The following is a 23,029-nucleotide window of genomic DNA, read 5'->3' as shown; positions in this document are numbered from 1 at the left end:
TGGAATGGTAGCTTTATTTGGACCGCGACGTACTAGTGATTTCTTAGCATGCACTAGTTAGCAGAATCTGTGGGTACTTCACACTTTACATTTAGATCATAGATAAAAACTTATAGTTTGATAACACCTTAGCTGCAATGGTTTTTAATTGGTTCCGCCGTCAACATAATGAGCCTTCTGGTACTCCCTCTGAACAAAAGCAGGAAAAAACTCCTGCTGCAAAAGAACCTCAACCCCAATCAGCCGAAACATCAACCTCAGAAACTGCACCTGAGGTATCGACTGATCTGCTGGCTTACGCTAAAGCAGCCTACAAAAATATTCAGCAAAGGCAACAATCTGAAACAGTAGAAACTCCACCAACTGAGGTGATAGCCGAAGCACCAACAGAAAAACCTGAAACAGAAGCAGTCCAGACAGAAACGCCACAACTACCAGATGAAGCTGATGAAGCTGATGTGAGTGCAGCCTCAACCGCTGCTGAAGAACCGGAAGAAACAGAGGAACTCAGTACAGCGCCAGCAGTCGCAGCAATTACCTCTGAACCAGCTGAAGAACCGAAAGTTGAAAGTGTGACTACAGAAAGTGTTGCTTCAGCACAAACCACTGAACTCTCGACAACAGAAGAAGTCACTCAACCGACAGTACCTACTAAAACTTTATCCTTTTTAGAACGGGCAGCGGCAGAACGGCAAGCAAAACAGGAAAGATTGATTGCTAGCGCTATTGAAGTGACAGAACCAGAAGTCACACAACCAGCAGCTGCAATCACTACTACGCCAGAAGTCACAGAAGAAATTCCTGGACTTGACTTTGATGAGGGGTTCTTGTGGTCAACAGAAGTTCTTGCTGCACAAGGTAGGCGTGCAGAAGATATTTCTTTTGAAGAAATCACTTGGTTGAAAAAGCTGCGCCAAGGTTTAGACAAAACCCGCCGTAACATCGTCAATCAACTCAAGGCAATTGTCGGACAAGGACCACTTAACCAAGCAGCGGTGACGGAGATTGAGGCATTGCTTTTGCAAGCCGATGTCGGTGTTGAGGCAACAGATTATATCATCAGCACTCTACAGAAAAAACTTCGCGAAGAAGTTTTGCCACCAGAAGAGGCGATCGCCTACCTTAAAGGTATCTTGCGAGATATGCTGGATGCACCAGTTAAAAAATCTAACAAGACGATCTTTGTTCCAGAAAAAGAAACTCTCAATGTTTGGTTAATTACTGGGGTAAATGGCGCTGGTAAAACAACCACCATCGGTAAAATTGCCCACCTCGCACAGAAATCTGGTTACAAATCTTTGATTGGTGCAGCAGATACCTTCCGCGCTGCTGCTGTAGAACAAGTCAGGGTTTGGGGACAAAGAAGTGGCGTGGAAGTCATTTTCAATCCTGCTAAGAATGCCGATCCCGCAGCTGTTGTATTTGATGCTATCTCTGCTGCAACAGCACGAGGAACAGAATTACTTCTGGTCGATACCGCAGGACGATTACAAAATAAGAAAAATTTGATGGACGAACTCAGTAAAATCCGTCGCATCATTGATAAAAAAGCCCCCAATGCGAAAGTGGAGTCCCTTTTGGTTTTGGATGCAACTCTCGGTCAAAATGGATTGCGACAAGCTGAAATCTTTTCTCAAGCAGCACAACTGAGTGGTGTTGTTTTGACTAAGCTTGATGGTACTGCTAAAGGAGGCGTTGCTCTTGCTGTTGTGCAGCAGTTAGGCTTACCTATTCGTTTTATTGGTGCCGGAGAAGGAATTGAAGACTTGCGTCCTTTTTCTAGCTACGAGTTCGTGGAAGCACTTTTGAACGGTTAGCGTGAGTGAAGGATTGCACAAGTTCGTAGTGTGAAGTCTGTCATTTTGAATGAAGCTTGACATCCTCCCACCACTGATTCGGAGTACCGAATACAGTGGGGGATTCCAAGAATCACTTCTTGGATTTCCTCTTTCCGCGAGTTGACTTGCTTAGAGGAGTTTCCGGGCTAGCCCCGTGCGGGGGCGCTGCGCAAACGCCCCGCTTCGCTAACACCCAAGTATTGGTCAGTCTCTCCAGAGGCGTGAGTTCCGACGTGACCCGCCGTACGTAGTGCCTTTTCTAATATGTTTCGTGCAGCGTTATGGTCTCTGTCCTGAACATGCCCACAATGCAAACAAGTATGCGTCCTAACACTCAAAGACTTCTTGACGACCTTCCCGCAGTTGGAACAGTTTTGGGAGGTGTAGTGAGGTGGTACAGCGACTGTGACTACGCCAAACACTTTTCCAAAATATTCAACCCAACTGCGGAACTGAGTCCACGCTGCATCAGAAATGGATTTAGCGAGATGCCGATTTCTCACCCTTACGGGAACGCGGGTCGCTTCAAGTCGGGGAACCCGCCCAACGCGCTGGCGAACCATATTAAGCACCTTCAAGTCCTCATAGGCTACCAAGTCGTTAGACTGGACTACGCACCTTGCCGTCTTTACAGCAAAGTCTTTACGCTGCCTACTTACCTTAAGATGCTTGCGTGCAAGTTTATTTCTAAACTTGGCTCTGTTCTTAGACCCTTTTTTGGTCTTGGACATACGACGAGAAAGGCGTTTCAACGACTTCTCACTTTTACGCAGATGACGTGGATTTGCAACCGTGTTGCCGTCAGAGTCGGTGTAGAAGTGGTTCAAGCCAACGTCAATACCAACATTATGGGCGGTTGGTTCTCGTTTCTCCAATCGTTCTTGGTCAATACAGAATTGGCAATAATAGCCATCTGCACGACGAACAACACGGACGCGCTTAATCTGCTTCAACTGGTAGAAGTGCAAATCGCGGGTTCCCCACATCTTGAAGGTTCCCGCTTCAAATCCGTCAGAAAAAGTGATATGCCGTCTGTCATTAGAAAGCTTCCAACCACTGGTCTTGTACTCAACAGAACCATGTGTTTGTTCTTTCTTGAAACGCGGATAACCTTTCTTTCCTGGCTTCGCCTTTTTGCAGTTGTCGTAAAAACGGGATATTGCAGACCACGCTCTTTCAGCGCTAGCCTGTCTCGCCATAGAGTTGAGGTTATCTGCCCATTCAAACTCTTTTGCAAGAACGGCACAATAGGCGCTCAACTCGTATCTGCCAATATTACGATTATCCATCCAGTATCTGACGCAACTGTTACGGACAAAGCGAGCAGTACGGATAGCTTCATCAAGCTTTCCATATTGCTCTTTTGTTCCTTCCAACTTTGCCTCAAATACCAGCATATTTACGTTCAACTCCTGACGTAATTATAGCACAGAGATTGCTGAAATCGCCACTGTTCCCCCACGGAGCCTAGTCCTGAAAAATTGGCAGCCTTAATACAACGAGTACTCGTCTTGGGATACAGATAACCAAAACAAAGGCTGCCAATTTTTTGCGGCAAATTCGATTCCCCCGCTTTGCATCGGTCAAGGAACGTGGCGATTTCAACCCTCGATTCATGAGCCAGCGCTGCAGGAGGGGAGCCAGTGCGTTGCCAAGAGTTGTTTGAGCGGAGGTTTCCTCCGATCAAAGCTTCGGGGGGTTCCCCCCGTTGAAGCACCTGGCGTTCTCCCTCCGTAGGCGTCTGGCGTCCTCGCCGCCAAATCAAAGATTATGGCGGGAGCCTTCTCTCGGAATTAGGTAAGCGCTTTGCGCTTACGCTTCATCGTATTTTCTGCGAGATACCCTACCTTCAGCGTTTGCGCAGCGCCCCAAAGGGGCTAGACACCAAACCAATTTTTTATTAAGAAATAATACAAAATACAGTAAAAATACTGTTGACTATACTTTAACTCAGAATTATTTAACACGACTTGGAAAATTGTGGTCAGAAAAAAATCTAAATCACCTATTTTCGGCACTTTATGTCAAGTTGTTTTTTAATATGTCATTCTGCTTATTTGCCTAGCGTGCCATAGGCATAGGCAAGAATCTCCGCAGATACTTTGTTTGACTGGATTAGCGCCCAGCTCCTCACAAAGCGAAGGGCTAATACTATGACACGTTAGCTCTGGTGATTGCAACTTGGTATTACATATGGCAAAGATTACCTTCAGCGTCAATCATCAAACATCTAAAAGGTTTGATTGGTAGTACTTGTCATTTTTCTTTCGTGACAACATTGCAAGTCGTGTCATTAACCTTCTTCATGGAAGTTACCAATTTGAGGTTTCTATTCCACGAGACTGGTTTTAGGAAACACAGGTGCAGACTTTAACAAGTTAGTTATTAATTGCAAATGTGTTGGAAGTAATTTGAGAGGTTTTCAACAATGATTAACAAAATAACAAAAAGTATATCAGCCGCTGCTGTATTGGCTATGGCAGTTTCTTTAGCCCCACAATCTGCGTTTGCGGAAGAAGAAGTTGGCATAGGCGAATACTCTGGTAGTGCAATTAACACCAGTCTTTTCAGTTTTGATTTAAATTTTTCTGTTGCAGATGAAAATTCAGATGATAGTGTGGGATATTTTCCTGGAGCTATTCAAAACTTTAATATTGATGAGGGAGGTTTTTTTACAAATTCTGAGATTTGTGGTATTCCAGTTTGTCCCGCTGGAAATGTGAAAGTTACTAAACTTAGTACAGATCCTACATCTGGTAATGTCTTGGATCTTTATATTGGTTCTGAGAACAAGCCGGTAAAGTTGGCAGGGCTTCAGGACTTACTATCTATTCAGTCACCACCTGGTTTTAATGTTGAGACTAATTCAGACGATATAGTGAGATATGATGTCACATTTGGTAATAATTCTGAACCTGAATTGGTTTTTTTTCTTCAGTCCCAAGATTCTAATTTAATTAACAGTTTATCTGGTTTAGGTGGATTTACAAATCAAATACCAGGATTATTCCCAAGTCATGATGTTATAGTCTCTGATGATGGAAACAGTGTGGTTCTTAATGGTAGTGTGTTTAGCTTTTCTCTGCAAGCTACCTCACAACGTATTCCCGAACCAACTGCCATAGTTGGTTTGTTAGGTGTAGGATTTTTAGGGACTTTATCACTGCTGAAGCGCTCAGATGTACGGAGTTTTGTCAAAAATCAAATCAGAGTCCCATAACAAGTATAGGGCAAACGCATCTAAATTAGTTTTGACAAAAAGCTAGGTTAGTGGATGAACGAAAAAATCAGAATTTGATGTTACCAACCCAAAATTTTTATTGCACAAAATTGGTTTTAGGAATGCAAGTGCAGACTGAACAAGTTCATCATGAATTGCAAAAGCCTGAAATAATTTGAGAGGTTTTTTAATGATGATTAACAAATTAGCAAAAAGTATATCAGTAGCCGCTGTATTAGCTATGACAGTTTCTTTAGCCCCACAATCTGCGTCTACTCAAGAAGAAGAAGTTGGCATCGGTGAATTCTCTGGTAGTGTAATGAATGACCGAGGTAGTGATACACTTAACTTTACTCTTGATACCTCTGCTCCATACCGCCAAGAGAAATTCTCTGGAGCAATTCAAAACGCAACCTATACTGATAGGTCTCCCTTTGCTGATAACTCGGGTAATCCTTCTTCATGTAAGAGACTTTCTCGTCTTTCTTCTAACACCCCTGGTAATACTTCTGATAATACTCCTGTTAATTATAATTGTTATGAATTTAATTCAGGAGATCTGGAAATTTCTACAATTTCTTTAGAAAAAGTTCCTCAGGAAGTTGAGTATAAACTCAATAATCTACACGCTAGCTACCCTAACTACAAATTTACTAAGGAAGACTATAGCTGTGGAGTCATTAAGTATAAAGCTAGATTAATAGATAATTCCAACAACTTCATTGATTTGGAATTTTATGCTCCAAATATTCCTCCCTTCAATAATTCAAATTCTTTATCTGTTTTCAATGAATCAGATTTAAAACCATTTTTGTCGAATAATCAAGTTGTTTTTGCCGCATTCGTTAGCAATGTGAATTCTCCTCTCGTTAAGAATTCTTCTCCTCTTGGGAGCGGAACTTCTTATGATTATGCAAGCACTGCCTTTAGCTTGACTCCTGTTCGTAGCTTGACTCCTGTTCGTGAAGAACTATATAAAAAAACGCCAAACCTTCAATGCTTGACTCATGTTCGTAAAGAACTATATAAAAAAACGCCAAACCTTCAATAGAAGGTAGGTATTACCCATTGAGTCTAACAAATTAAACGTAGGGTGAGCACTTAGTGCATACGAATGATATGGAAAGGTAGGTAGTGTCCACCCTATTGATTAAGATTTTTTGTAATTCGGGCTCCAACATTCCTGTATCAATCCAACCTATCTCCTTTGTCAAAAATTTTTCTAACAAACGCATTTAGTATGAAAAAGATATCGCTCATTTTATTAACCTTACCCCTATACACTATGGGGAGTTTTACTTTTATAGGTACACTCAGAGCGCAACAAGTGACTTCTGATGGAACTGTTTCTACCACAGTGACTACTCCTGATGGAAAAAATTTCAACATCAATGATGGAACTAGAAGGGGAGGAAATCTTTTTCACAGCTTCAAAGATTTTTCTGTTCCCAAAGGTGGTTCGGCTAACTTTAACAATCCAACTGATGTGCAAAATATTATTAGTCGGGTGACAGGTGGTTCTGTTTCTAGTATTAATGGTTTGATTCGAGCGTTAGGAAAGGCGAATTTATTTTTGATTAATCCTGCGGGCATTATTTTTGGACAAAATGCCAGTTTGAATATTGGTGGTTCATTTTTGGGAAGTACTGCGAATAGTTTTGTATTTGATAATGGGTTTGAGTTTAGCGCCACTGACCCGCAAGCACCACCATTGTTAACAATAAATATCCCTATTGGCTTGAGATTTCGGGATAATCCTGGAGAGATTGTTAATCAATCTCGAGCAAGTTTTGAAGGAGCGAGGAATACGATTAATTCTCCTGCAGGACTACAAGTTCCAAATGGTAAAACTTTAGCTTTAGTGGGTGGTAATGTTTCCTTATCGGGTGGTAATTTAACTGCACTTAGCGGAAGAATTGAGTTGGGTAGCGTTGATGGCGATAGTTTTGTTAGTTTGAATGAGATTGATACAGGCTATGCTTTGGGATATCAAAATGTTCAGAAATTTAGAGACATTCAACTGTCTCGTGTTACACAAGGCGGTGCATTAGTAGATACCAGTGGTGATGGTGGTGGTGATATCCAAGTGCAGGGTAAAAATATCACTCTCACAGGTAATTCATTGATTTTTTCTTATGCTTTAGGTTCACAACCACGTGGAAATTTAACCATCAATGCTGCTGAGTCTGTGAAATTGAGTGGAGTTTCCCAGATTCTCACTGTTGCTCAGGGTCAAGGGAAGGCTGGAGATGTATTGGTGAAAGCTTCTGATTCTGTAGAGTTAGAAGGAGCTTCACAAACTGCATCTAGATCTACTTTGATTGGCTCTCAAGTCTCCTCATCCTGTGTGTCTTCGCCATGTGGTAATGGTGGTGATGTGAAGATTGAAACAGGGAGATTAATCGTTCGAGATGGAGCCAATATTGATACTTCGACTTTCGGTCTTGGAAACGCAGGAAACATATTGATAAAAGGATCCAATTCCGTAGACGTGACTGGCACAAACAACAATCCAAATAATAAGATATCGAGTGGTATTCGTGCTCAAGTTGCCGACCAACAGCGAATAAACAATCCAGGCAATGCAGGAAATGTGACTATTGAAACTCAACGATTAACTGTTCAAGGTGGGGCGCAGATATCTAGTGCTGGTCGTAAAACTGGTAATAGTGGAAATTTGAACATCAATGCGACAGATTCAATTCTCTTAAGTGGGGCTTCACCATTTGCTACAGGTGAACCTTTCGACACTGGACGCAGTGGTCTATTTGTGTCTGCAGAACCAGGGGCTACAGGAAATGTAGGTAGTTTAAATTTGACGACTGGACTGCTAACTGTTGAGAATGGAGCGAGAATTTCAGCAGATAATTTTGGTTCAGGCTTGCCAAATAGTTCAACTTTAAATGTCAGACAGTTGGTAATTCAAAATGGCGGGGAAGTCAAATCAGGTTCTTTTGCTGCTGGTGATGGCGGAACTTTGACTGTTAATGCTACCAAGTCTGTGGATGTTGTTGGTAGTGGAACCATTGCAGGCAATACTATCACTAGCACTTTGTTCTCTGAAGCTTCCGCTGACAGTTCTGGTAAAGCAGGAAATTTGATTATCAATACTCCAAATTTAAATGTCCGCGATGGTGCAGAAGTCACTGTCAGGGGCAAAGGTTCTGGTTCAGCTGGTAACTTAACTGTCACAGCTAACACAATTCGCCTCAACCAAGGAAAACTGATTGCGGAAACTAACGCGGGAGAAGGAGGTAACATCAAGCTTCAAGACTTAAAGCTGTTGCAGATGCAAAATCAAAGTCGAATCTCTGCTGAAGCTTTGAAAGATGCCAACGGTGGTAACATCACTATCAACGCTACCAACGGTTTTGTGGTTGTTTTTCCTGGACAAAACAATGATATTGTTGCGAATGCTATTCAAGGAATAGGTGGCAACATCAACATCAATGCCACGAGAATTTATGGTTTGGAACAGCGCAGTTCAAATCCACCAAATACAACCAACGATATTGACGCTAGCTCTCAATTTAACTTCTCAGGTAACGTAATTATTAATACACAAGATTTTGACCCTAGTCGAGAGCTATTTGTATTACCTCAGAATGTGATTGATCCAAATGAGCAGATTGCCCAAAATCCCTGTCTACGAGGGGGTGGCGAATTTCTCATTACTGGACGTGGCGGATTTCCATCAAGCCCCAATCAAGTTATAAGTAGTGACAATGTTCGTGTTGATTTAGTAAAGCCTGTTGTCAATACGAAAAATTCCAGTGGTGAAACTAAGAATTCTAGTAATGAAACTAAGAATCAGTCCTCGACCACTGCGACAGACAAACCAATAGTACCTGCCCGAGGATGGATCTTTAACGACAAAGGTGAGGTGGTTTTGGTAGCCTACGATCCCACCAAGACTGACTCCCCACGCTCTTGGAAATCTCATGCTGGCTGCTCTGTATTTTGAACAAAAACTCTTGAGCGTAGTTTTCACTCATATCGCTTGCGGGCGAATTTAAAAATTGCATCCTTTGGGTATGCCGCTACATTTTTCCAAGACTTAACCGGACAACCTATTGCCTATGGCTTGCGCCACGGCTATCGCAAGAGCGGCAACGCTACGCATGCCCCCACCACAGATATCTGTGGGACCTTGAGGAGTACTCGTGGGGGAAGGAAGTCCTGTTTTGTCATGGTTTCACCCAACCCTGTGGGCATACCCAAAGACTCGCGCTTTGCTCAGGACGTTCTGGCAAAGCGCGTTAGACTTGTCTGGGTTCCCGTCAAAGACCAATACTGCTCGGTTAAGGAAATTAGGTGGGGCTAAAACTATTGAAATGTCGTTGTCTATGGTGTTCAAAAAAGTCTTAAGCGAGTAGTATTGCGTCGGAGACTGGAAATCCGTTCTACAACACTTGGACAAAGCGAGCCTTAGTTGAACCTTGTTAGACAGTGCCCGGATTGTTTCCTGCTTCAACCTGACAGTGTCGGCACTCACCAGTCCACAGGCTTAAATTCGGATAGAACTTATCCTATGTTTCGCTCTTGTTTCGCGTTAGAGAAATAATAGCACATTTGAATGTTGGACAAAAATGTGAATTAATGTCTAGCTTTGTCTAACAATTTAGTTACAGTTTCTAGCCCTATACAGAGGCAGAGCCTCTCTTAGAAACCACAAAGCCAGATTCTACTTGCAAACGAGGTTTTACAGCCACAGCCTTTAGTCGAATGCCTGATGTGAAGTATATTGGTTATGATTTTTTTGTCAAAATTTCCTGACTTAGAGTTTAAAAATATTCTCTAGTGGTAAATTAAAGATTTAAAGAGTAATGGTTAAATCATGGTTCACCGACTTGAGGAAACTACCCACACGCATAGAAACCTCTTGGCTCTCGGCGTCAATTTTTGTACGTTTTTGGAATCCTCAGATAATGAAATACAAGCAGACTTTTTTGAAACAGAATGATTTACTTTTCTCAGCGAATTGTTTTTCTATCTAAAGAAGCATGACAAAAATCTTAATTTGTGAGACAATAGGACCCCTATTAGTATCAATAACATAAGGAGGTTTTTGCTGGTCGTTATTTTCCTTACGAAGATTTCACTCTAAATTTTAATTTTAAGTTAAAAAAGCACATGAAATATGAAAGATTTTTAAAGTTTTCACCCTACGTTTTTCTACTCTTGCTAAACTAACAAACTTGTCACAATATAGTTTAGCCATTCAAAAATGAAAGTATTCAAAAAAATCTAGAATTTGCTGATGTAAATTATAATGGTAACTGTGCCTCAACCACCGTCTCAACCTACTGATAATAATAGTAGTACCCCAACAACGGAGGTCACACCAGTCGTGGCACTCAAAGAACTCGTAGCACGGTTACACCGAGAACAAAATAAGATTCAAGATTTACTTAGTTCTTTGGGATTTGCTCTTAGAAGTTTCAATAATTTAAACCAGTTTTTGGAACTCATTCCATTGATGGCAACAAGAGTTACAGATGCAGATGGTAGTGCCCTATTTCTGTACAAACCCAATGGTCAAGTGAGATTAGAGCAGTTACACTGGCAGGATAGTCATCAGCGTAAGAATATCCGCAAAGCATTAGAAACAGCAACTAGTCAAATCGCACATGTACCTAACACGCAGCCTCTGCCAATCACCTCGGGAATTTTGGATGATTATATGCATCGCTGTTTGGGACCAGATATACATGTTTTTGGCACAGCGATTTTGGTTAAGCATACAGAACGAGGATGGCTTTATGTTTTAAGCCGCGAACCACAATATTCTTGGACAGAAACAAGACAAAAGTTAGTTCGCCTAGTGGCAGATCAAACAGCCGTCGCAATCGAAAATGATGAACTTGCTGTAGAACTCAGGAAAAAAGAACGCTTAGATCAAGAACTAGAAATTGGCGCAGAAATTCAAAGGCGGCTTTTACCGCGCCAGTGTCCTACTATTCCGGGTGTTGTCATTGCAGCACGGTGTAAACCCGCCAATCGTGTAGGCGGAGATTACTACGATTTTATCCCCACAAGCCACGACCAAATTCAGCCAAATAATAAAGACAGTTTAGACGCAGATGGTCGTTGGGGTTTGGTTATTGGTGACGTGATGGGCAAAGGAGTCCCTGCAGGATTGATTATGACGATGATGCGGGGAATGCTGCGGGGAGAAGTCTTACACGGTCATTCTCCTCAACGAATTCTGCAAAACTTAAATCAGGTGATGTACGCGGATTTAGAAAATTCTCATCGCTTTGTCACTCTGTTTTACTCAGAATATGACCCCAAAACCCGGATTTTGTCTTACAGCAATGCAGCACATAACCCTCCAATATGGTGGCATGCAAAAACAAAAACAGTCACGCGTTTAGATACTTTTGGAATGCTGATTGGTTTAGATGTTAATAGCGAGTACGAAGATGCCCAGGTACAGTTAGAACCTGGAGATATCATTCTTTACTACACAGATGGCTTGACTGATGCAGCAGCCCAAAGTGGCGATCGCTATGATGAAGAAAACCTAATTGCGATATTTAACTACGCTTGTAAAGTGTGTAATGGACCGCAAGAAATCCTAGATTACCTATTTGACCAAATACAACAATTCATCGGTGCTGATAAGCAAAACACCGATGATATGACATTAGTTGTACTTGAAGTTAATGGTTAATGGTTAGTTGTGAGCAAGAATACACAACTCACCATTAACCCATTGGCATTAAAAAACGACAGTCCACCCTTGCTGTTGTGCATCTTCTTTCGTGTAGGAAACACCATCTACTTTGATGTCTTCTGAATCAAGAAGCGAGATAATTCCACCATTATTAGAAAGCTGAACATTATTTGCATCTAAAGGCACTGTGATCACGCCACTAGGTTCAATGCTTAACCCATCAAGACTTTGCTTGCGCTTGAGTCTATCAGCAATTGACCAACCATTCAAATCTACCTTTTCTGGTGAAGAATTCATTAAAGTGACTGACTCTTTTCCTGAATCTTCTCCACGAGGATTTACTAAAGCAGCCATGATTCTCACTCGCGCTTTGACTGCTGGAGTTCCTGGTTCTACAGGTTCAGTTCCTACCCTCTTATCTATAGGGTTACCAGTGCGATCATCAGTATGGAAGGACTGTGATTGAAATGCAAAGAAAGCTGCAACCCAGTGATCGCCTACACCTTGTGCAGAAGGATAATGAATCAGCAGCCCTCCATCTTGGTAAACCCCATTTTCTTGGGCAAACCTACCAGTGTTACCCTGGTTCATATGAAGATTATGAACGCCTCTTCCTGGTTGAAAGCCGAACACCTTGTCAGGTCTATTTTCGACTCTATCAACTCCCCAAGGTTCGCCAAAAACATACACAACTGCTTTCGTTTCAACTGCCCGTTGAATGTATGAGTCAATCAACTCATTAAGGTCGTTGTTTTCTCCAGGTAAACTGAAAGGCAATGGTTTCATTTCATTGACTTTAAACAAATTACCCCGGATGTAGTCTAAAGCAAGTCCTCCAGCTTGTCTCTCTGAATCCTCAAGCTTTTGCAAGCCAAAGTCCAATTGATCGAGTTTGTCGGTGATGAAATGTTGAAAACTGTCATCGACAAAATATAATAAATCGTAGGGTTTCTGACTTGACCGAACATTAATTGCAAGACGATACGAAAATTGCTCGTCTTTCACGTGAACTTGATAGTGTGGAGTGTCTTGATCGCGTTCTATCTTCCCTGCGATCGCATGACACTTTAATACAACGTAACCTTCGCTTAAATCCATAAACTTATTCCTTTTGATGAAATTGACTGTTGTTCATCTGGCAATTCAAGTGTACACATGATAAAATCACTAACTGATTTGGATATAGCTTTTCATAGGCAGAACTTATTCAGTCTTTAGGCAGCCACTCATTATAAGTGAGTACTAGTTTTTGAATTGACTATTGGTGAGTGCTGTTCTACTTTTAGAGTCTCAATTTTTACCTTATTTTTCTCGTATTGATAGGCTTTTCCTGTTATTTACGTAATTATAAATACATGCAATTACTTAAAAATACTTAATTTTCAAAAATAATAGCTCAGTGTTCTGAAGTACAGCAGTACTGTTCATTAAAAGCTTGCCCAAAGTTGGACAGCACGCATCTCGAACAGTTATGAAAAATTTCTTCACATTGTCAACAGTTGTTTCTAGCGTCATTGTCACAGGTTTACTGTTTGCCGTTCAACAGCTAGGAGTGCTAGAACCTTTAGAAATAAGGCTTTTTGACCAGATGATGCAAATGCGAGCAGATTCTGGTCCAGATTCCCGCTTGTTGATTGTTGCAGTCACTGAAGATGACATCAAAAAATGGAAATCGCCCACTTCAGACCGTTTATCGGGGCAAGTTCTCGACAACCTTTTAGGCAAACTTGAGCAATATCAACCGCGAGCAATTGGTCTTGACATTTATCGTGACTTGCCCATTGAACCTGGTCACAACATGTTATTGAAACGTTTGCAACAGAGCGATATTATTATTCCAATTTGCAAACATAATGATAAAAATGAGCGTGGAGTATCTCCTCCCGAGGGAATTGAGTCATCAAGAGTCGGATTTATTGATGTTGCAGAAGATTCTGATGGCACAATACGTCGCAATTTACTGTCGTCTAACCCAACAGTGAATGATGCTTGTGCAGCACAATATTCCTTAAGTTTACGACTAGCCCTAAAATACTTGGAAGTTCCAGGCATCCGACTGCAATTTACTCCCAATCAAGAGTTGCAACTTGGCAAGACTGTATTTAAACGTCTAGAAAGTCATTCTGGTGGTTATCAAAATATAGATACTGATGGTTACCAAATTCTTCTCAACTACCGTTCTTCTCGGGTAGCTGAAAAAGTTACTCTAACAGATGTGCTTGAGGATAAAGTTAATCGTGATTTAGTGAAAAACCGCATCATTTTGATTGGTACAACCGCACTTAGTTTAAAGGATATTTTCAACACACCCCATAGCACTGGCAAGTCAGACACATCCGGTAGAATGGCGGGAGTGGAGATTCATGCCCAAAGTGTCAGTCAAATTCTTAGCGCGGTTCTCGACAAACAGCGTCTGTTTTGGTTTTTGCCTGAATGGGGTGAAGTGGTTTGGGTATTAGTATGGAGTTTAGCTGGAGGTATAATTGCATCGCGCATTCAACATCCTTTATATCTAGCAATTGTCGGTGGGACAGGTCTTGCAGTCTTATTTACTGGTAACTTTTGTATCTTTACCCAAGCAGGATGGATTCCAGTCGTCTCGCCAGCACTGGGGTTTGTGTTAGCAGCTGGTAGCGTTCTTGGTTACACGGTATATCAGAGTAAGCAAGAGAAAGAAAAAATAGCACAACAGGTTCAGCAGCAAGAAGAAGCCATTATCCAACTGCAAGCATTTATAAACCAGAAGGGCAATTCCTCAGGTCTAACAATACCACCTCAAATTCCCTCCCAAAGGCACCTGCTAAAAAGACGCTATAAAATCATCGAATCTCTAGGTCATGGAGGTTTTAGTGAAACTTATTTAGCTCAAGATACTCAGCGTCCTAGTCATCCTTTATGTGTGGTCAAGCAATTACGACCTGCTCATCAAGAAGAAAGTTTTTTAAGGGTTGCTAGACGACTTTTCAACACTGAAGCAGAAATTTTAGAAGTTCTCGGTCAGCATCACCAGATTCCTCAATTATTGGCTTATTTTGAAGAAAATCAAGAATTTTATTTAATTCAAGAATTTATCAAAGGGAATTCCCTAGAAAAAGAGATTACTCCTAATAAAAAGTTTGCAGAAGCTGATGTTGTATCTCTACTCAAAGAAGTGTTGCAGATACTTGTTTTTGTTCACGGTTATAATGTCATCCATCGAGATATCAAACCTAGTAATTTAATCAGGCGAGAAAGTGATGGACGGATTATTTTAATTGATTTTGGTGCGGTCAAGCAGATTCAAACTCACCAGCCAAATAATACGGTCGCAATTGGTACTCCTAATTATATGCCTCCTGAACAAACGAACGGACAACCAAGACTAAATAGCGATATTTATGCGTTGGGAATACTGGCTATTCAAGCCTTAACAGGGAGACATCCTAAAACGTTCCGAAGAGACTTTAATACTTTAAGGGTGGTTATATTTGCGCAAGATAATACCTTGCAGAATTGGGACAATTTAACAGAAGTCAGTGACAAATTTGCTGCGGTATTAAATAGAATGGTGAATCAAAACTGCAATTTAAGATATCAGTCGGCTACAGAGGTATTAAACAGTTTAGAAAGTCTTTAAGTTGGTAAGCGTAATTAAATATAAGATAAAACCTCACCCTGCCCTGTCGGGCATCCCTCTCCTTGGTAAGGAGAGGGAAAGATTTTAGCGAAGCTAAAAGCGAGGGTGAGGTTTTGAGCGAGATGTGTACACCGTAGCCTTCGTAAGGAGAGGGAAGCCGGAGGCAGAGTGAGGTTTTATATTTAATTTGACCCACTTACTTAACGAATACGGCATGACTGGGAAGAACCAGCCAAATTTTCAACAGTACCATTGGGTGTCTGGGATACCAGCGTCACTTCACCCTTACCGTTGAATACCCAACCAGTAGCAGGTATAATTTCAACTGTATCAGACTCAGACTTTGGTTTTGTTGCCGTAGTTTTAGAATCTAGTCGCTGTGGTGTCGTCGCACCCAAACGAGTATCTTCCCAGACTGCATCACTGCTGAGGGGTTCATCAGGACTGGGAGGTAAACCACCGCGTCCAGTCACTTGAAAGTCACTTGCATTTGGTTGATCAAAAGCAGCACAACCTTGGGCAATTTGGTTGGAGGGGTCAAATACATATGCAGGTAGTTCCACTAATCCCCGGTTAGGGTCAAATGACGTAATAATATTAACTTGACCACTCAAAGCAGGACTTGTCAGAGAAATTGCTGTAATATCATTTGTTTCTAGCTGTTGGGTATCTAGTTTAGTTGGGTCTTTCGTTCCTAGTAAATTCTCTAAGTCTGACAAGCTACGCTGAGTAAAATTATAAATACTTAGGGCTTTGATTTGAATTACACCACCAGATCCATTGAAGGCATTGGCGGTGATGTCGCTATTTTTATTTGGAACCGAGACGATGAAGCCGTTAGGCGTGTTGATAGTAATGTTGCCGCCATTACCTCCAGCTTGTGCCGTGCCTGCGGTAGTAGTGATTTGAGCGCCACGACGCAGAAGGAGTAAATCACTTTGTAAGTTGATGTTACCACCGTTACCTGTTGCAGATTGGGCGTTGAGTGTTCCACTGTTGTCTAGGGTAACTCTAGGTGAGGTGACGATAATATCTCCAGCAGTACCCGTCGGACTTTGGGAGTTAACGTACAATCCACTGTTAAAGTTAGAACTCTTGCCAGAAATGGTGACGTTAGCCGCAGCATTAATTTTGATTGTGCCTGCATCACCTTGTCCATAAGTTGAGGCAGTAAGTTCAGCACCATCTCGTAATGAGAATGAACCAGAATTGATAGTAATGTTACCCCCATTACCTTCTGTCCTCGTTTGCACAAGGCTGGCAATCACACTGGGAAAACCATTTTTCTCCCCAGCAATATCAACAGCGCCAGTAACTGTAACTTTGACATTCCCCGCATCCCCCCTTCCTGCAGGCAGGGGATCAGATGCACCACGAGTAAGAGTTTGCAGTTGAGCACCATCTTTTAATGACAGGGTTGCAGCTTTGATATCGATATTGCCACCTTTACCTACACCCCCTGCTTCCACCGTGCTGAAGATATAAGTATTACCAGCAAGGGAAACAGCATCTTTAGCATTCACTGTCACATTCCCTGCATTCCCTTGTCCAAATGTTGAGGCAGTAAGTCCAGCACCATTGGTAAGTGAGAAGGAAGCAGCATTGATCTCGATATTGCCACCATTACCTACACCCCCTGCTTCCACCCTGCTGAAGATGGCAGTTTGTTCACCAGCAAGGGAAACAGCATCTTTAGCATTCACTGTCACATTCCCTGCATTCCCTTGTCCAACTGTTGAGGCTTGAAGTTGAGCGCCATTGGTAAGTGACAAGGAAGCAGCATTGATATCGATATTGCCACCTTTACCTACACCCCCTGCTTCCACCGTGCTGAAGATGGCAGCATTACCAGCAAGGGAAACAGCATCTGTTGCATTCACTGTCACATTCCCTGCATTCCCTTGTCTATAAGTTGAGGCATCAACTTGAGCGCCATCTCGCAATGAGAATGAGCCAGAATCGATAGTAATATTACCCCCATTACCTTGGGTTCCCGTTTCCACCTGGCTGACAATCTTACTGGGAAATGTGCCTCTTCCAGCGATATCAACAGCGCCAGTAACATTAACTTTGACATCCCCCGCATCCCCTCTTCCTGCTGGCTGGGTAGCAGATGCACCACGAGTAAGAGTTTGCAGTTGAGCACCATCTTTTAATGACAGGGTTGCAGCTTTGATATCGATATTGCCACCTTTACCTACACCCCCTGCTTCCACCGTGCTGAAGATATAAGTATTACCAGCAAGGGAAACAGCATCTTTAGCATTCACTGTCACATTCCCTGCATTTCCTTGTCCAAATGTTGAGGCTTGAAGTTGAGCGCCATTGGTAAGTGAGAAGGAAGCAGCATTGATATCGATATTGCCACCATTGCCTGTTGCTTGCTGTTGAACATTATTGAGGATACCACTCCCATCAATCTTTATATCTCCAGTAGCATTAAGCGCAATATCGCCAGCCTTTGCCCCAGCATTACCTAAGTCTTGCCCAATACCAGCACTTAGTACGCTTCCTTCCCTAACTTCTAAATTCCGGGCGTAGACGGCAATATCTCCTCTACCACCAGCTTCTACAAATACAGCAGCGCCATTAGTCAAAAATATATCTGCTCGTGTACTAGAAGCAGGAAAGTCCAAGCTCAATTTATTGCCATCCACATTGAGCACCACATTTCCAGAGGCTGCTAATCCTCCCAACTCAACTCTCCCACCATAAGCATTCAGTTGTCCACCATCCATGTTGACATTGCCACCCACTAGTAGCAAACTTTTACCATCCGGAACACGTAAACCACGAGCGTCAACACCCTCTGGATCTTTTCCGGCTGGTGCAACTGAGTTATTTTTTATTGATGCAGCAGCTATTTGATTGAAAAATAAAGCTGAAGGATTTACCGTTAGCAGTGCAGGATTATTTGGCTCACTAGCACTGAAAAAACCTTGATTACCAAATTGAATCGCATTTGCTGTCGTTCCCACGAACGAACCACCAACATTCAGGCTGGCATTAGGACCAAATATAATCCCATTTGGATTAATCAAAAACAGATTAGCTGTACCCAACGCTTTAATTATTCCATCAATATTTGAAACTGACCCACCCGTTACCCTACTGAAGATGTTTTGAATATTTACATCATTATTATTAAAAGAAGCCGTACCGTTAGTAGGTACAGAAAACTGTTGGAAGCTGTGGAACAAATTGCGTCCGGCTTGCGTTCCCCCATCGATGTTGAAGGTGTTGCCATTTATGGTGACAGTGGAATTATTTGGTAGAGTGGCATCTTCTGTAATTTGGGCAGAAGCAGAATTTGCAGCTAAGCTGAACGCACCCCCCACCGCAATCCCCAAAAACCAACGAGTATTTCTAAAGGACATCGCACCCCCAAGGAAACAGCAGTTGCCCAACAACGGTGTACCAGTGCTAAGTAAACCATATTTGCCTAGACGGGAAAATAATCTCGGCTCACTCCCTTATTGGTCAAATTAGTGTTTGTTTTCTGGGAAAATTGCCATTTTTTACAGAAATTCGTCTTGATGTTACTTTACAAAAATTTATCTTCGCACCAACGCTTGTAAGGGTGATAAACTGCTATACAAAACTTGGCTAAACTTATCTAAGCTTCACCATTCAACTAAAGAAAACTTTAGAGGGTCTGCTTCCTGCTTCCACCAAGGGAGTCGGCTCCTTCTTGTCCACAGGCGTAAATTCGGCTCTAGCCGAGCCTATTTTTTTTCACTCTGAGTATTTTTTTTGAAGCTTTTAGCTATTGTTCATCCATTATTTTCAGCACATTTAACGAATCGTGGTCTCCCGTTCGACCTTTTTACAGGCTTGCTAGTTTTGAATCAGCTGTGGTTTACAAACCAGATAGTTTTTGGCCTTGGTTTTCGGCACTGATTCTAAAATATCAGAAAGTTACAAAGCTGGCAAGCTCCTCATTGTGATGAACTATGAATAACTTTAGTAAAGTATTTGGCTACTTAGTCAAGCTCCTAAGGAAGAGTTGCAACTTCGCAATACTGTATTTAAACCCGCGTAGGCTCACCGGGCAGCGACGAACACGCGATCTGCCGAACGCGAGTGCGTGGGCTTTGCGCTCGTAAGGCTAGCGTTGCTATCGCCCTCACAACATGTGTCGTAAGAGACCTACCGTCGATATCATGCCGAGCTCATACAAAATATCGAGAAGCGCATCAAGTTCCATCGGTGGCGATCGAAGGGCTTGGTGCTGCTGTCGTACGGCTTGACACACTAGAGTACTATTCATCTCAAGGCATCTCATCACAAAATCGTCGGGATGGGATGCCACGACGGCATACGGTGCGAGCACTTCCGGCGGAAAGTCCTTGAGATTGAAGGTGACGATAGTATCACACTTGCCGTGAATGGCGGCTGCAAGCACGTGCCGGTCATCCGGGTCTGGTAAAGACAGGGTGGGAATCAGCGACTCGAACCCTGAGATAAGACATCCTTCAACATGGGCGTCCATAAGCTCTCGGGTACGCTCAAGACGTGCCCGAGAGAGATCTTGCCGGGTAGCCAGAACTGAGCGCATCCATTCTTCGTGGATCTCGATAGTCCAGCGTGCGTGAAATAGCCCGGTCGTCGCAAGACGCATGAACAAATCTCGTAACGGTGCGGGGTAGAGGACGCAAGCGTCTAAGACAGCTACGCCGACCAACATCTCAGTCAATATCCCATCTCAAGGTCTTGTCCTTCTTTGACAAGTTCGTCGAGCGCCTCGTGCCGGAGTCGGTCGCTGGTCTGCTTGTAGCGAAGCACATCAGCGGCAAGAACCCGTCGATACACGCCAACTTTACGGCTCGGAATCTTTCCTTCGTCTAGAAGCTTCACCAGATAAGGACGAGACACATCCAGTATATCAGCCGCCTGTTGCGTTGTAAGCTCTGCCTGGGTCGGGAGTATGGTGATGGGATGCCCGTCCTTTACATGCTTCAAGACGTCCACGAGGAGCCGAAAGACCGCCCCCGGCATCGTGATAGTCGCACCGCCAAGCTCCGGCTCGACCAGGGAAAGCGTGACATGCTCTGGCGGATTTTCAAGGAAATTCCCGAGCGTATTCAGCGCTTCCTCTGCCAGCACGGCGGCTTCGGGCGTAGGAACAAGCGGGTTGACAAGGTGTCGGGTCATAGAGGCTCTTTAGCGAGACACAAATTCTTCGTTTACCATACCACACACGCGAAATGGACGCAACAGTCGAAATGGGCGCAAAGAAGGTGACCGAATCAGTTACCAGTTATCAGTTATCAGTTATCACTGTTCACTGTTCACCTTTACATCCTACCCTTCGGGCATTGACATTGTAATTGGAGGATTACTCAGTAGAAAAATCATCCACTGGCTTCACCACAACACAACTTGCTGTTGCAGCAACAGACTGGCGATCATCAACCGTAATCAATGGCAACCCCAGGTATTGCGCCAGGGCAATGTACAATGAGTCATACACTGCAAGCTGATACGTTAAACCAATCTCTAATGCATCTGGTAAAAGATGACTAACCGATTCGACTTGAAAAGGTAGGCGTAATAATTCCTGAGTGATTTGCTCTGCATTTATTGGAGTTGACACTCCCACGGCTGCCCAAATATCGCACTGCGTGCTCATTTGGACAAAAAGCCGTGGGATTCTAGGCTCAACGTCGAAAGTTGCTCATGCAGGTTTGCACCAACATGAGTAGAGCTTTCAACTCCCCTAGCGTTTCTTGGTTTCTTCTAAGAAGAAACCTTGCTTCCCCCTTGCCCAGAGGTAGCAATTTTTTCTTTACCCTTACGAAGTATGTTAATTGCAGCAGCGTAGTCACGTTGCAAGACACAACCACACCTACAGGCATGGGTTCTAGTTGATAGTGACTTTTTGACTATCGCACCGCATTGTGGGCACTGCTGTGATGTGTAGTGCGGTTCTACAGCTAGCGCCATTTTTCCATACTTCTGAGCAAAGTATTCTAAGTAGCTCCGAAACTGTCTCCATCCAGCGTCGTTAATACTTTTTGCTAGATGATGGTTACGCACCATATTTTTGACCTGCAAGTTTTCATAGACGCATAAGTCGTTAGACCGCATAACGTGACGCGCTTTCAATTTAGCGTGTTCGGTACGTTGCCTACTTATCTGCAAGTGTTTACGTGCGTATCGGTTTCGTGCTTTTTTTCTGCCGTTCTTGCCTTTCTGTTTTTTGTAGATTCTCCGTTGAGCGTGTTTGATTTGTTTTTCAGCTTTACGCAAGAAACGGGGATTTGGTTCGTGATATCCGTTTGAGTCGGTGTAGAAATGTTCTAAACCAAAATCTAAGCCAATTTCTTGACCCGTAGCTTGAACATCCTCTTTGCACTCAATATCAACACAAAACTGAACGTAGAAGCCGTCAGCACGACGAACAATGCGAACTCGTTTAATAGATTTAACAGGATACATGTGTATATCCCACTTGCCCATTAACTTAAGTTCTCCAATCCCTTTCTTATCCGTGAAAGTGATTCTACGTTTTGTTGGGTGTAGCGACCAACCACTGGTTTTGTACTCAACAGAACGGTTATCGTGTTGAAAGCGTGGGTAGCCTTTTTTCCCAGGTTTAGCTTTTTTACAATTATCATAAAACCGATAAATAGCAAACCACGCTCTTTCAGCAGCAGCCTGTACTGCCATTGAGTTTAAAGCAGCAACAAAGGGGAAGTTAGCGCGTAGCACTGTTGAGTATCGGCTAAGAGCAGAGTTATTAATGTTGTCTTCTTTTGAAGCATCCATCCAATATCTAAGACACTTGTTTCTGATAAATTGAGTAGTCTTGATAGCTTCCTCAATTGCTTGGGATTGTGCTTTGTTGCCTTTAGCCTTGTACTCTAACACTAACACGCTTGACTCACCTCCTTGTATTGCTTATACTTTATTTAGTATAGCCAGGTATTCTCAAGATGCCAACAGGAAAAGGTATAAAAAGAACAAAAAATAACCCTGTTTTTTATACAGAGTTGAAAAAGGGACATGAAGTTTTTTTGACTGATAGTAGTTGGCAGAAAGTTAAACAAACAGCAAAAGAAAAAGGAATAAGTGCTAGTGAATATATTGAGCAATTAATTAGAAACCATTTTGACTGCACCTAAAGGTGCAACGCATTCATCCCACGGCTAGAAGCCGATGGGCTTTCTGCTCTCAACACTGTAACCCATGAAACCGAACCTGTTTCCAAAGGACATTTGTACATTCCAACAGACAAAATTCAGGAATATGCAGTGTATCTTCTCCATACATTCGAGCCACTAAACACCTGGCTGCTGCGGTTTGGGCTTGAGCGATTGCATATTGAATGACTACACTGGCATCAACAACATAAGCTGCCATTAATGTTCACGATCCTCTCGCAGCAGTTGCAACGTTGTAGGTGAATCGGGTGGCAGTGTCCAACGAATGCGATCCATCGCTGCTAAGGCTTCTTCCACAGAACGCTCATTTTGCTTCAAGTGTTGCCTACGCTTTAGCTGCTCATCGACAATCTCAGTGACAAACTCTTTGAGTGTCTCAAGTGTCATTTCTGCAACCCGGCGATCGCTCATACCAAACTCCTTAAATTTCTCTACCCACTTCAAGACTCCATTTCGATTTTAGCTTAAGCAGCAGAAGCCTCTCGCTCACCCGAAGGGGAGCGATGAGAT

16 protein-coding genes and 1 pseudogene are annotated in these 23,029 nt (G+C 42.8%); 8 read left to right on the top strand and 9 right to left on the bottom strand.

The window, feature by feature from the left end:
• The first annotated feature begins 137 nt into the window (after positions 1-137).
• Positions 138-1,817 carry a signal recognition particle-docking protein FtsY gene (gene ftsY, locus DP117_RS20640; RefSeq protein WP_169220129.1) on the top strand — a complete coding sequence of 560 codons (1,680 nt, stop codon included), beginning with the start codon at positions 138-140 and terminating at the stop codon, positions 1,815-1,817.
• 167 nt (positions 1,818-1,984) lie between these two features.
• On the opposite strand, the gene DP117_RS20635 is transcribed toward ftsY, so the two are convergent.
• A complete protein-coding gene (locus DP117_RS20635; RefSeq protein WP_169220128.1) occupies positions 1,985-3,235 on the bottom strand; it encodes an RNA-guided endonuclease TnpB family protein in 1,251 nt (416 codons plus the stop codon).
• A gap of 1,031 nt (positions 3,236-4,266) precedes the next feature.
• Between DP117_RS20635 and DP117_RS20630 the strand changes: the two genes are divergently transcribed.
• The 4 genes from DP117_RS20630 to DP117_RS20615 all read left to right on the top strand — a co-directional run bounded on the left by DP117_RS20630 (position 4,267) and on the right by DP117_RS20615 (position 11,734).
• Positions 4,267-5,058 carry a PEP-CTERM sorting domain-containing protein gene (locus tag DP117_RS20630; RefSeq protein ID WP_169220127.1) on the top strand — a complete coding sequence of 264 codons (792 nt, stop codon included), beginning with the start codon at positions 4,267-4,269 and terminating at the stop codon, positions 5,056-5,058.
• Positions 5,059-5,248: 190 nt separating this feature from the next.
• Complete coding sequence (locus tag DP117_RS20625; RefSeq protein ID WP_169220126.1) at positions 5,249-6,109, top strand: hypothetical protein; 861 nt, start codon at positions 5,249-5,251, stop codon at positions 6,107-6,109.
• A gap of 189 nt (positions 6,110-6,298) precedes the next feature.
• Positions 6,299-9,022, top strand: coding sequence for a filamentous hemagglutinin N-terminal domain-containing protein (locus tag DP117_RS20620; RefSeq protein ID WP_169220125.1), 2,724 nt, complete (start codon positions 6,299-6,301; stop codon positions 9,020-9,022).
• Between the two features lie 1,308 nt (positions 9,023-10,330).
• Positions 10,331-11,734, top strand: coding sequence for a PP2C family protein-serine/threonine phosphatase (locus DP117_RS20615; RefSeq protein WP_169220124.1), 1,404 nt, complete (start codon positions 10,331-10,333; stop codon positions 11,732-11,734).
• Between the two features lie 48 nt (positions 11,735-11,782).
• Here DP117_RS20615 and DP117_RS20610 read toward each other — a convergent pair whose 3' ends face one another.
• The gene (locus tag DP117_RS20610; protein ID WP_169220123.1) at positions 11,783-12,835 is read right to left on the bottom strand and encodes a DUF2278 family protein; all 1,053 of its coding nucleotides are present in this window, start codon (positions 12,833-12,835) and stop codon (positions 11,783-11,785) included.
• Between the two features lie 373 nt (positions 12,836-13,208).
• Here DP117_RS20610 and DP117_RS20605 point away from each other — a divergent pair, with 373 nt between their 5' ends.
• A complete protein-coding gene (locus DP117_RS20605) occupies positions 13,209-15,353 on the top strand; it encodes a CHASE2 domain-containing serine/threonine-protein kinase (RefSeq protein WP_169220122.1) in 2,145 nt (714 codons plus the stop codon).
• Between the two features lie 200 nt (positions 15,354-15,553).
• On the opposite strand, the gene DP117_RS20600 is transcribed toward DP117_RS20605, so the two are convergent.
• Entirely contained in the window at positions 15,554-18,730 is a 3,177-nt protein-coding gene (locus DP117_RS20600) for a filamentous hemagglutinin N-terminal domain-containing protein (RefSeq protein ID WP_169220121.1), read from the bottom strand.
• A 706-nt stretch (positions 18,731-19,436) separates the two neighbouring features.
• On the opposite strand from DP117_RS20600, the gene DP117_RS37325 reads away from it, so the two are divergent.
• Positions 19,437-19,706: a hypothetical protein gene (locus DP117_RS37325; protein ID WP_339381345.1), complete on the top strand. Its 270-nt coding sequence runs from the start codon at positions 19,437-19,439 to the stop codon at positions 19,704-19,706.
• A gap of 55 nt (positions 19,707-19,761) precedes the next feature.
• Here DP117_RS37325 and DP117_RS37320 read toward each other — a convergent pair.
• The 4 genes and pseudogenes from DP117_RS37320 to DP117_RS20580 form a co-directional block, all read right to left on the bottom strand.
• Positions 19,762-19,974 (bottom strand): annotated as a pseudogene (locus tag DP117_RS37320) (PIN domain-containing protein); the annotation flags it as partial.
• Positions 19,975-20,045: 71 nt separating this feature from the next.
• Positions 20,046-20,507, bottom strand: coding sequence for a helix-turn-helix domain-containing protein (locus DP117_RS20590; RefSeq protein WP_169220119.1), 462 nt, complete (start codon positions 20,505-20,507; stop codon positions 20,046-20,048).
• Between the two features lie 184 nt (positions 20,508-20,691).
• On the bottom strand, positions 20,692-20,985 hold the full coding sequence (locus DP117_RS20585) for a type II toxin-antitoxin system VapC family toxin (protein WP_248277749.1): 294 nt from the start codon (positions 20,983-20,985) through the stop codon (positions 20,692-20,694).
• Positions 20,986-21,092: 107 nt separating this feature from the next.
• Complete coding sequence (locus DP117_RS20580) at positions 21,093-22,232, bottom strand: RNA-guided endonuclease TnpB family protein (protein WP_169220118.1); 1,140 nt, start codon at positions 22,230-22,232, stop codon at positions 21,093-21,095.
• Positions 22,233-22,291: 59 nt separating this feature from the next.
• Here DP117_RS20580 and DP117_RS20575 point away from each other — a divergent pair, with 59 nt between their 5' ends.
• Entirely contained in the window at positions 22,292-22,480 is a 189-nt protein-coding gene (locus DP117_RS20575) for a hypothetical protein (RefSeq protein ID WP_169220117.1), read from the top strand.
• Between the two features lie 49 nt (positions 22,481-22,529).
• Here the strand turns inward: DP117_RS20575 and DP117_RS20570 are convergent, their stop codons facing one another.
• Both DP117_RS20570 and DP117_RS20565 read right to left on the bottom strand, forming a co-directional pair.
• Positions 22,530-22,718 (bottom strand): hypothetical protein, encoded by a 189-nt coding sequence (locus tag DP117_RS20570; RefSeq protein WP_211176235.1) that lies wholly within the window; start codon positions 22,716-22,718, stop codon positions 22,530-22,532.
• A complete protein-coding gene (locus DP117_RS20565; protein ID WP_248277748.1) occupies positions 22,718-22,963 on the bottom strand; it encodes a hypothetical protein in 246 nt (81 codons plus the stop codon). Before DP117_RS20565 ends, DP117_RS20570 begins: the two co-directional genes overlap by 1 nt.
• Positions 22,964-23,029: the final 66 nt, after the last annotated feature.

The organism is Brasilonema sp. UFV-L1, from assembly GCF_012912105.1.
In the GTDB taxonomy this organism is placed as follows: Bacteria; Cyanobacteriota; Cyanobacteriia; order Cyanobacteriales; family Nostocaceae; genus Brasilonema.
Note: the sequence above shows the minus strand (reverse complement) of the source record. Positions and strands in the feature narration are given on the sequence as shown.

Coding starts and splice junctions, on each gene's coding strand:
- ftsY (WP_169220129.1), top strand. CDS start 138: ATGGTTTTTAATTGGTTCCGCCGTCAACATAATGAGCCTTCTGGTACT.
- DP117_RS20635 (WP_169220128.1), bottom strand. CDS start 3,235: ATGCTGGTATTTGAGGCAAAGTTGGAAGGAACAAAAGAGCAATATGGA.
- DP117_RS20630 (WP_169220127.1), top strand. CDS start 4,267: ATGATTAACAAAATAACAAAAAGTATATCAGCCGCTGCTGTATTGGCT.
- DP117_RS20625 (WP_169220126.1), top strand. CDS start 5,249: ATGATGATTAACAAATTAGCAAAAAGTATATCAGTAGCCGCTGTATTA.
- DP117_RS20620 (WP_169220125.1), top strand. CDS start 6,299: ATGAAAAAGATATCGCTCATTTTATTAACCTTACCCCTATACACTATG.
- DP117_RS20615 (WP_169220124.1), top strand. CDS start 10,331: ATGGTAACTGTGCCTCAACCACCGTCTCAACCTACTGATAATAATAGT.
- DP117_RS20610 (WP_169220123.1), bottom strand. CDS start 12,835: ATGGATTTAAGCGAAGGTTACGTTGTATTAAAGTGTCATGCGATCGCA.
- DP117_RS20605 (WP_169220122.1), top strand. CDS start 13,209: ATGAAAAATTTCTTCACATTGTCAACAGTTGTTTCTAGCGTCATTGTC.
- DP117_RS20600 (WP_169220121.1), bottom strand. CDS start 18,730: ATGTCCTTTAGAAATACTCGTTGGTTTTTGGGGATTGCGGTGGGGGGT.
- DP117_RS20590 (WP_169220119.1), bottom strand. CDS start 20,507: ATGACCCGACACCTTGTCAACCCGCTTGTTCCTACGCCCGAAGCCGCC.
- DP117_RS20585 (WP_248277749.1), bottom strand. CDS start 20,985: ATGAGCACGCAGTGCGATATTTGGGCAGCCGTGGGAGTGTCAACTCCA.
- DP117_RS20575 (WP_169220117.1), top strand. CDS start 22,292: ATGCCAACAGGAAAAGGTATAAAAAGAACAAAAAATAACCCTGTTTTT.
- DP117_RS20570 (WP_211176235.1), bottom strand. CDS start 22,718: ATGGCAGCTTATGTTGTTGATGCCAGTGTAGTCATTCAATATGCAATC.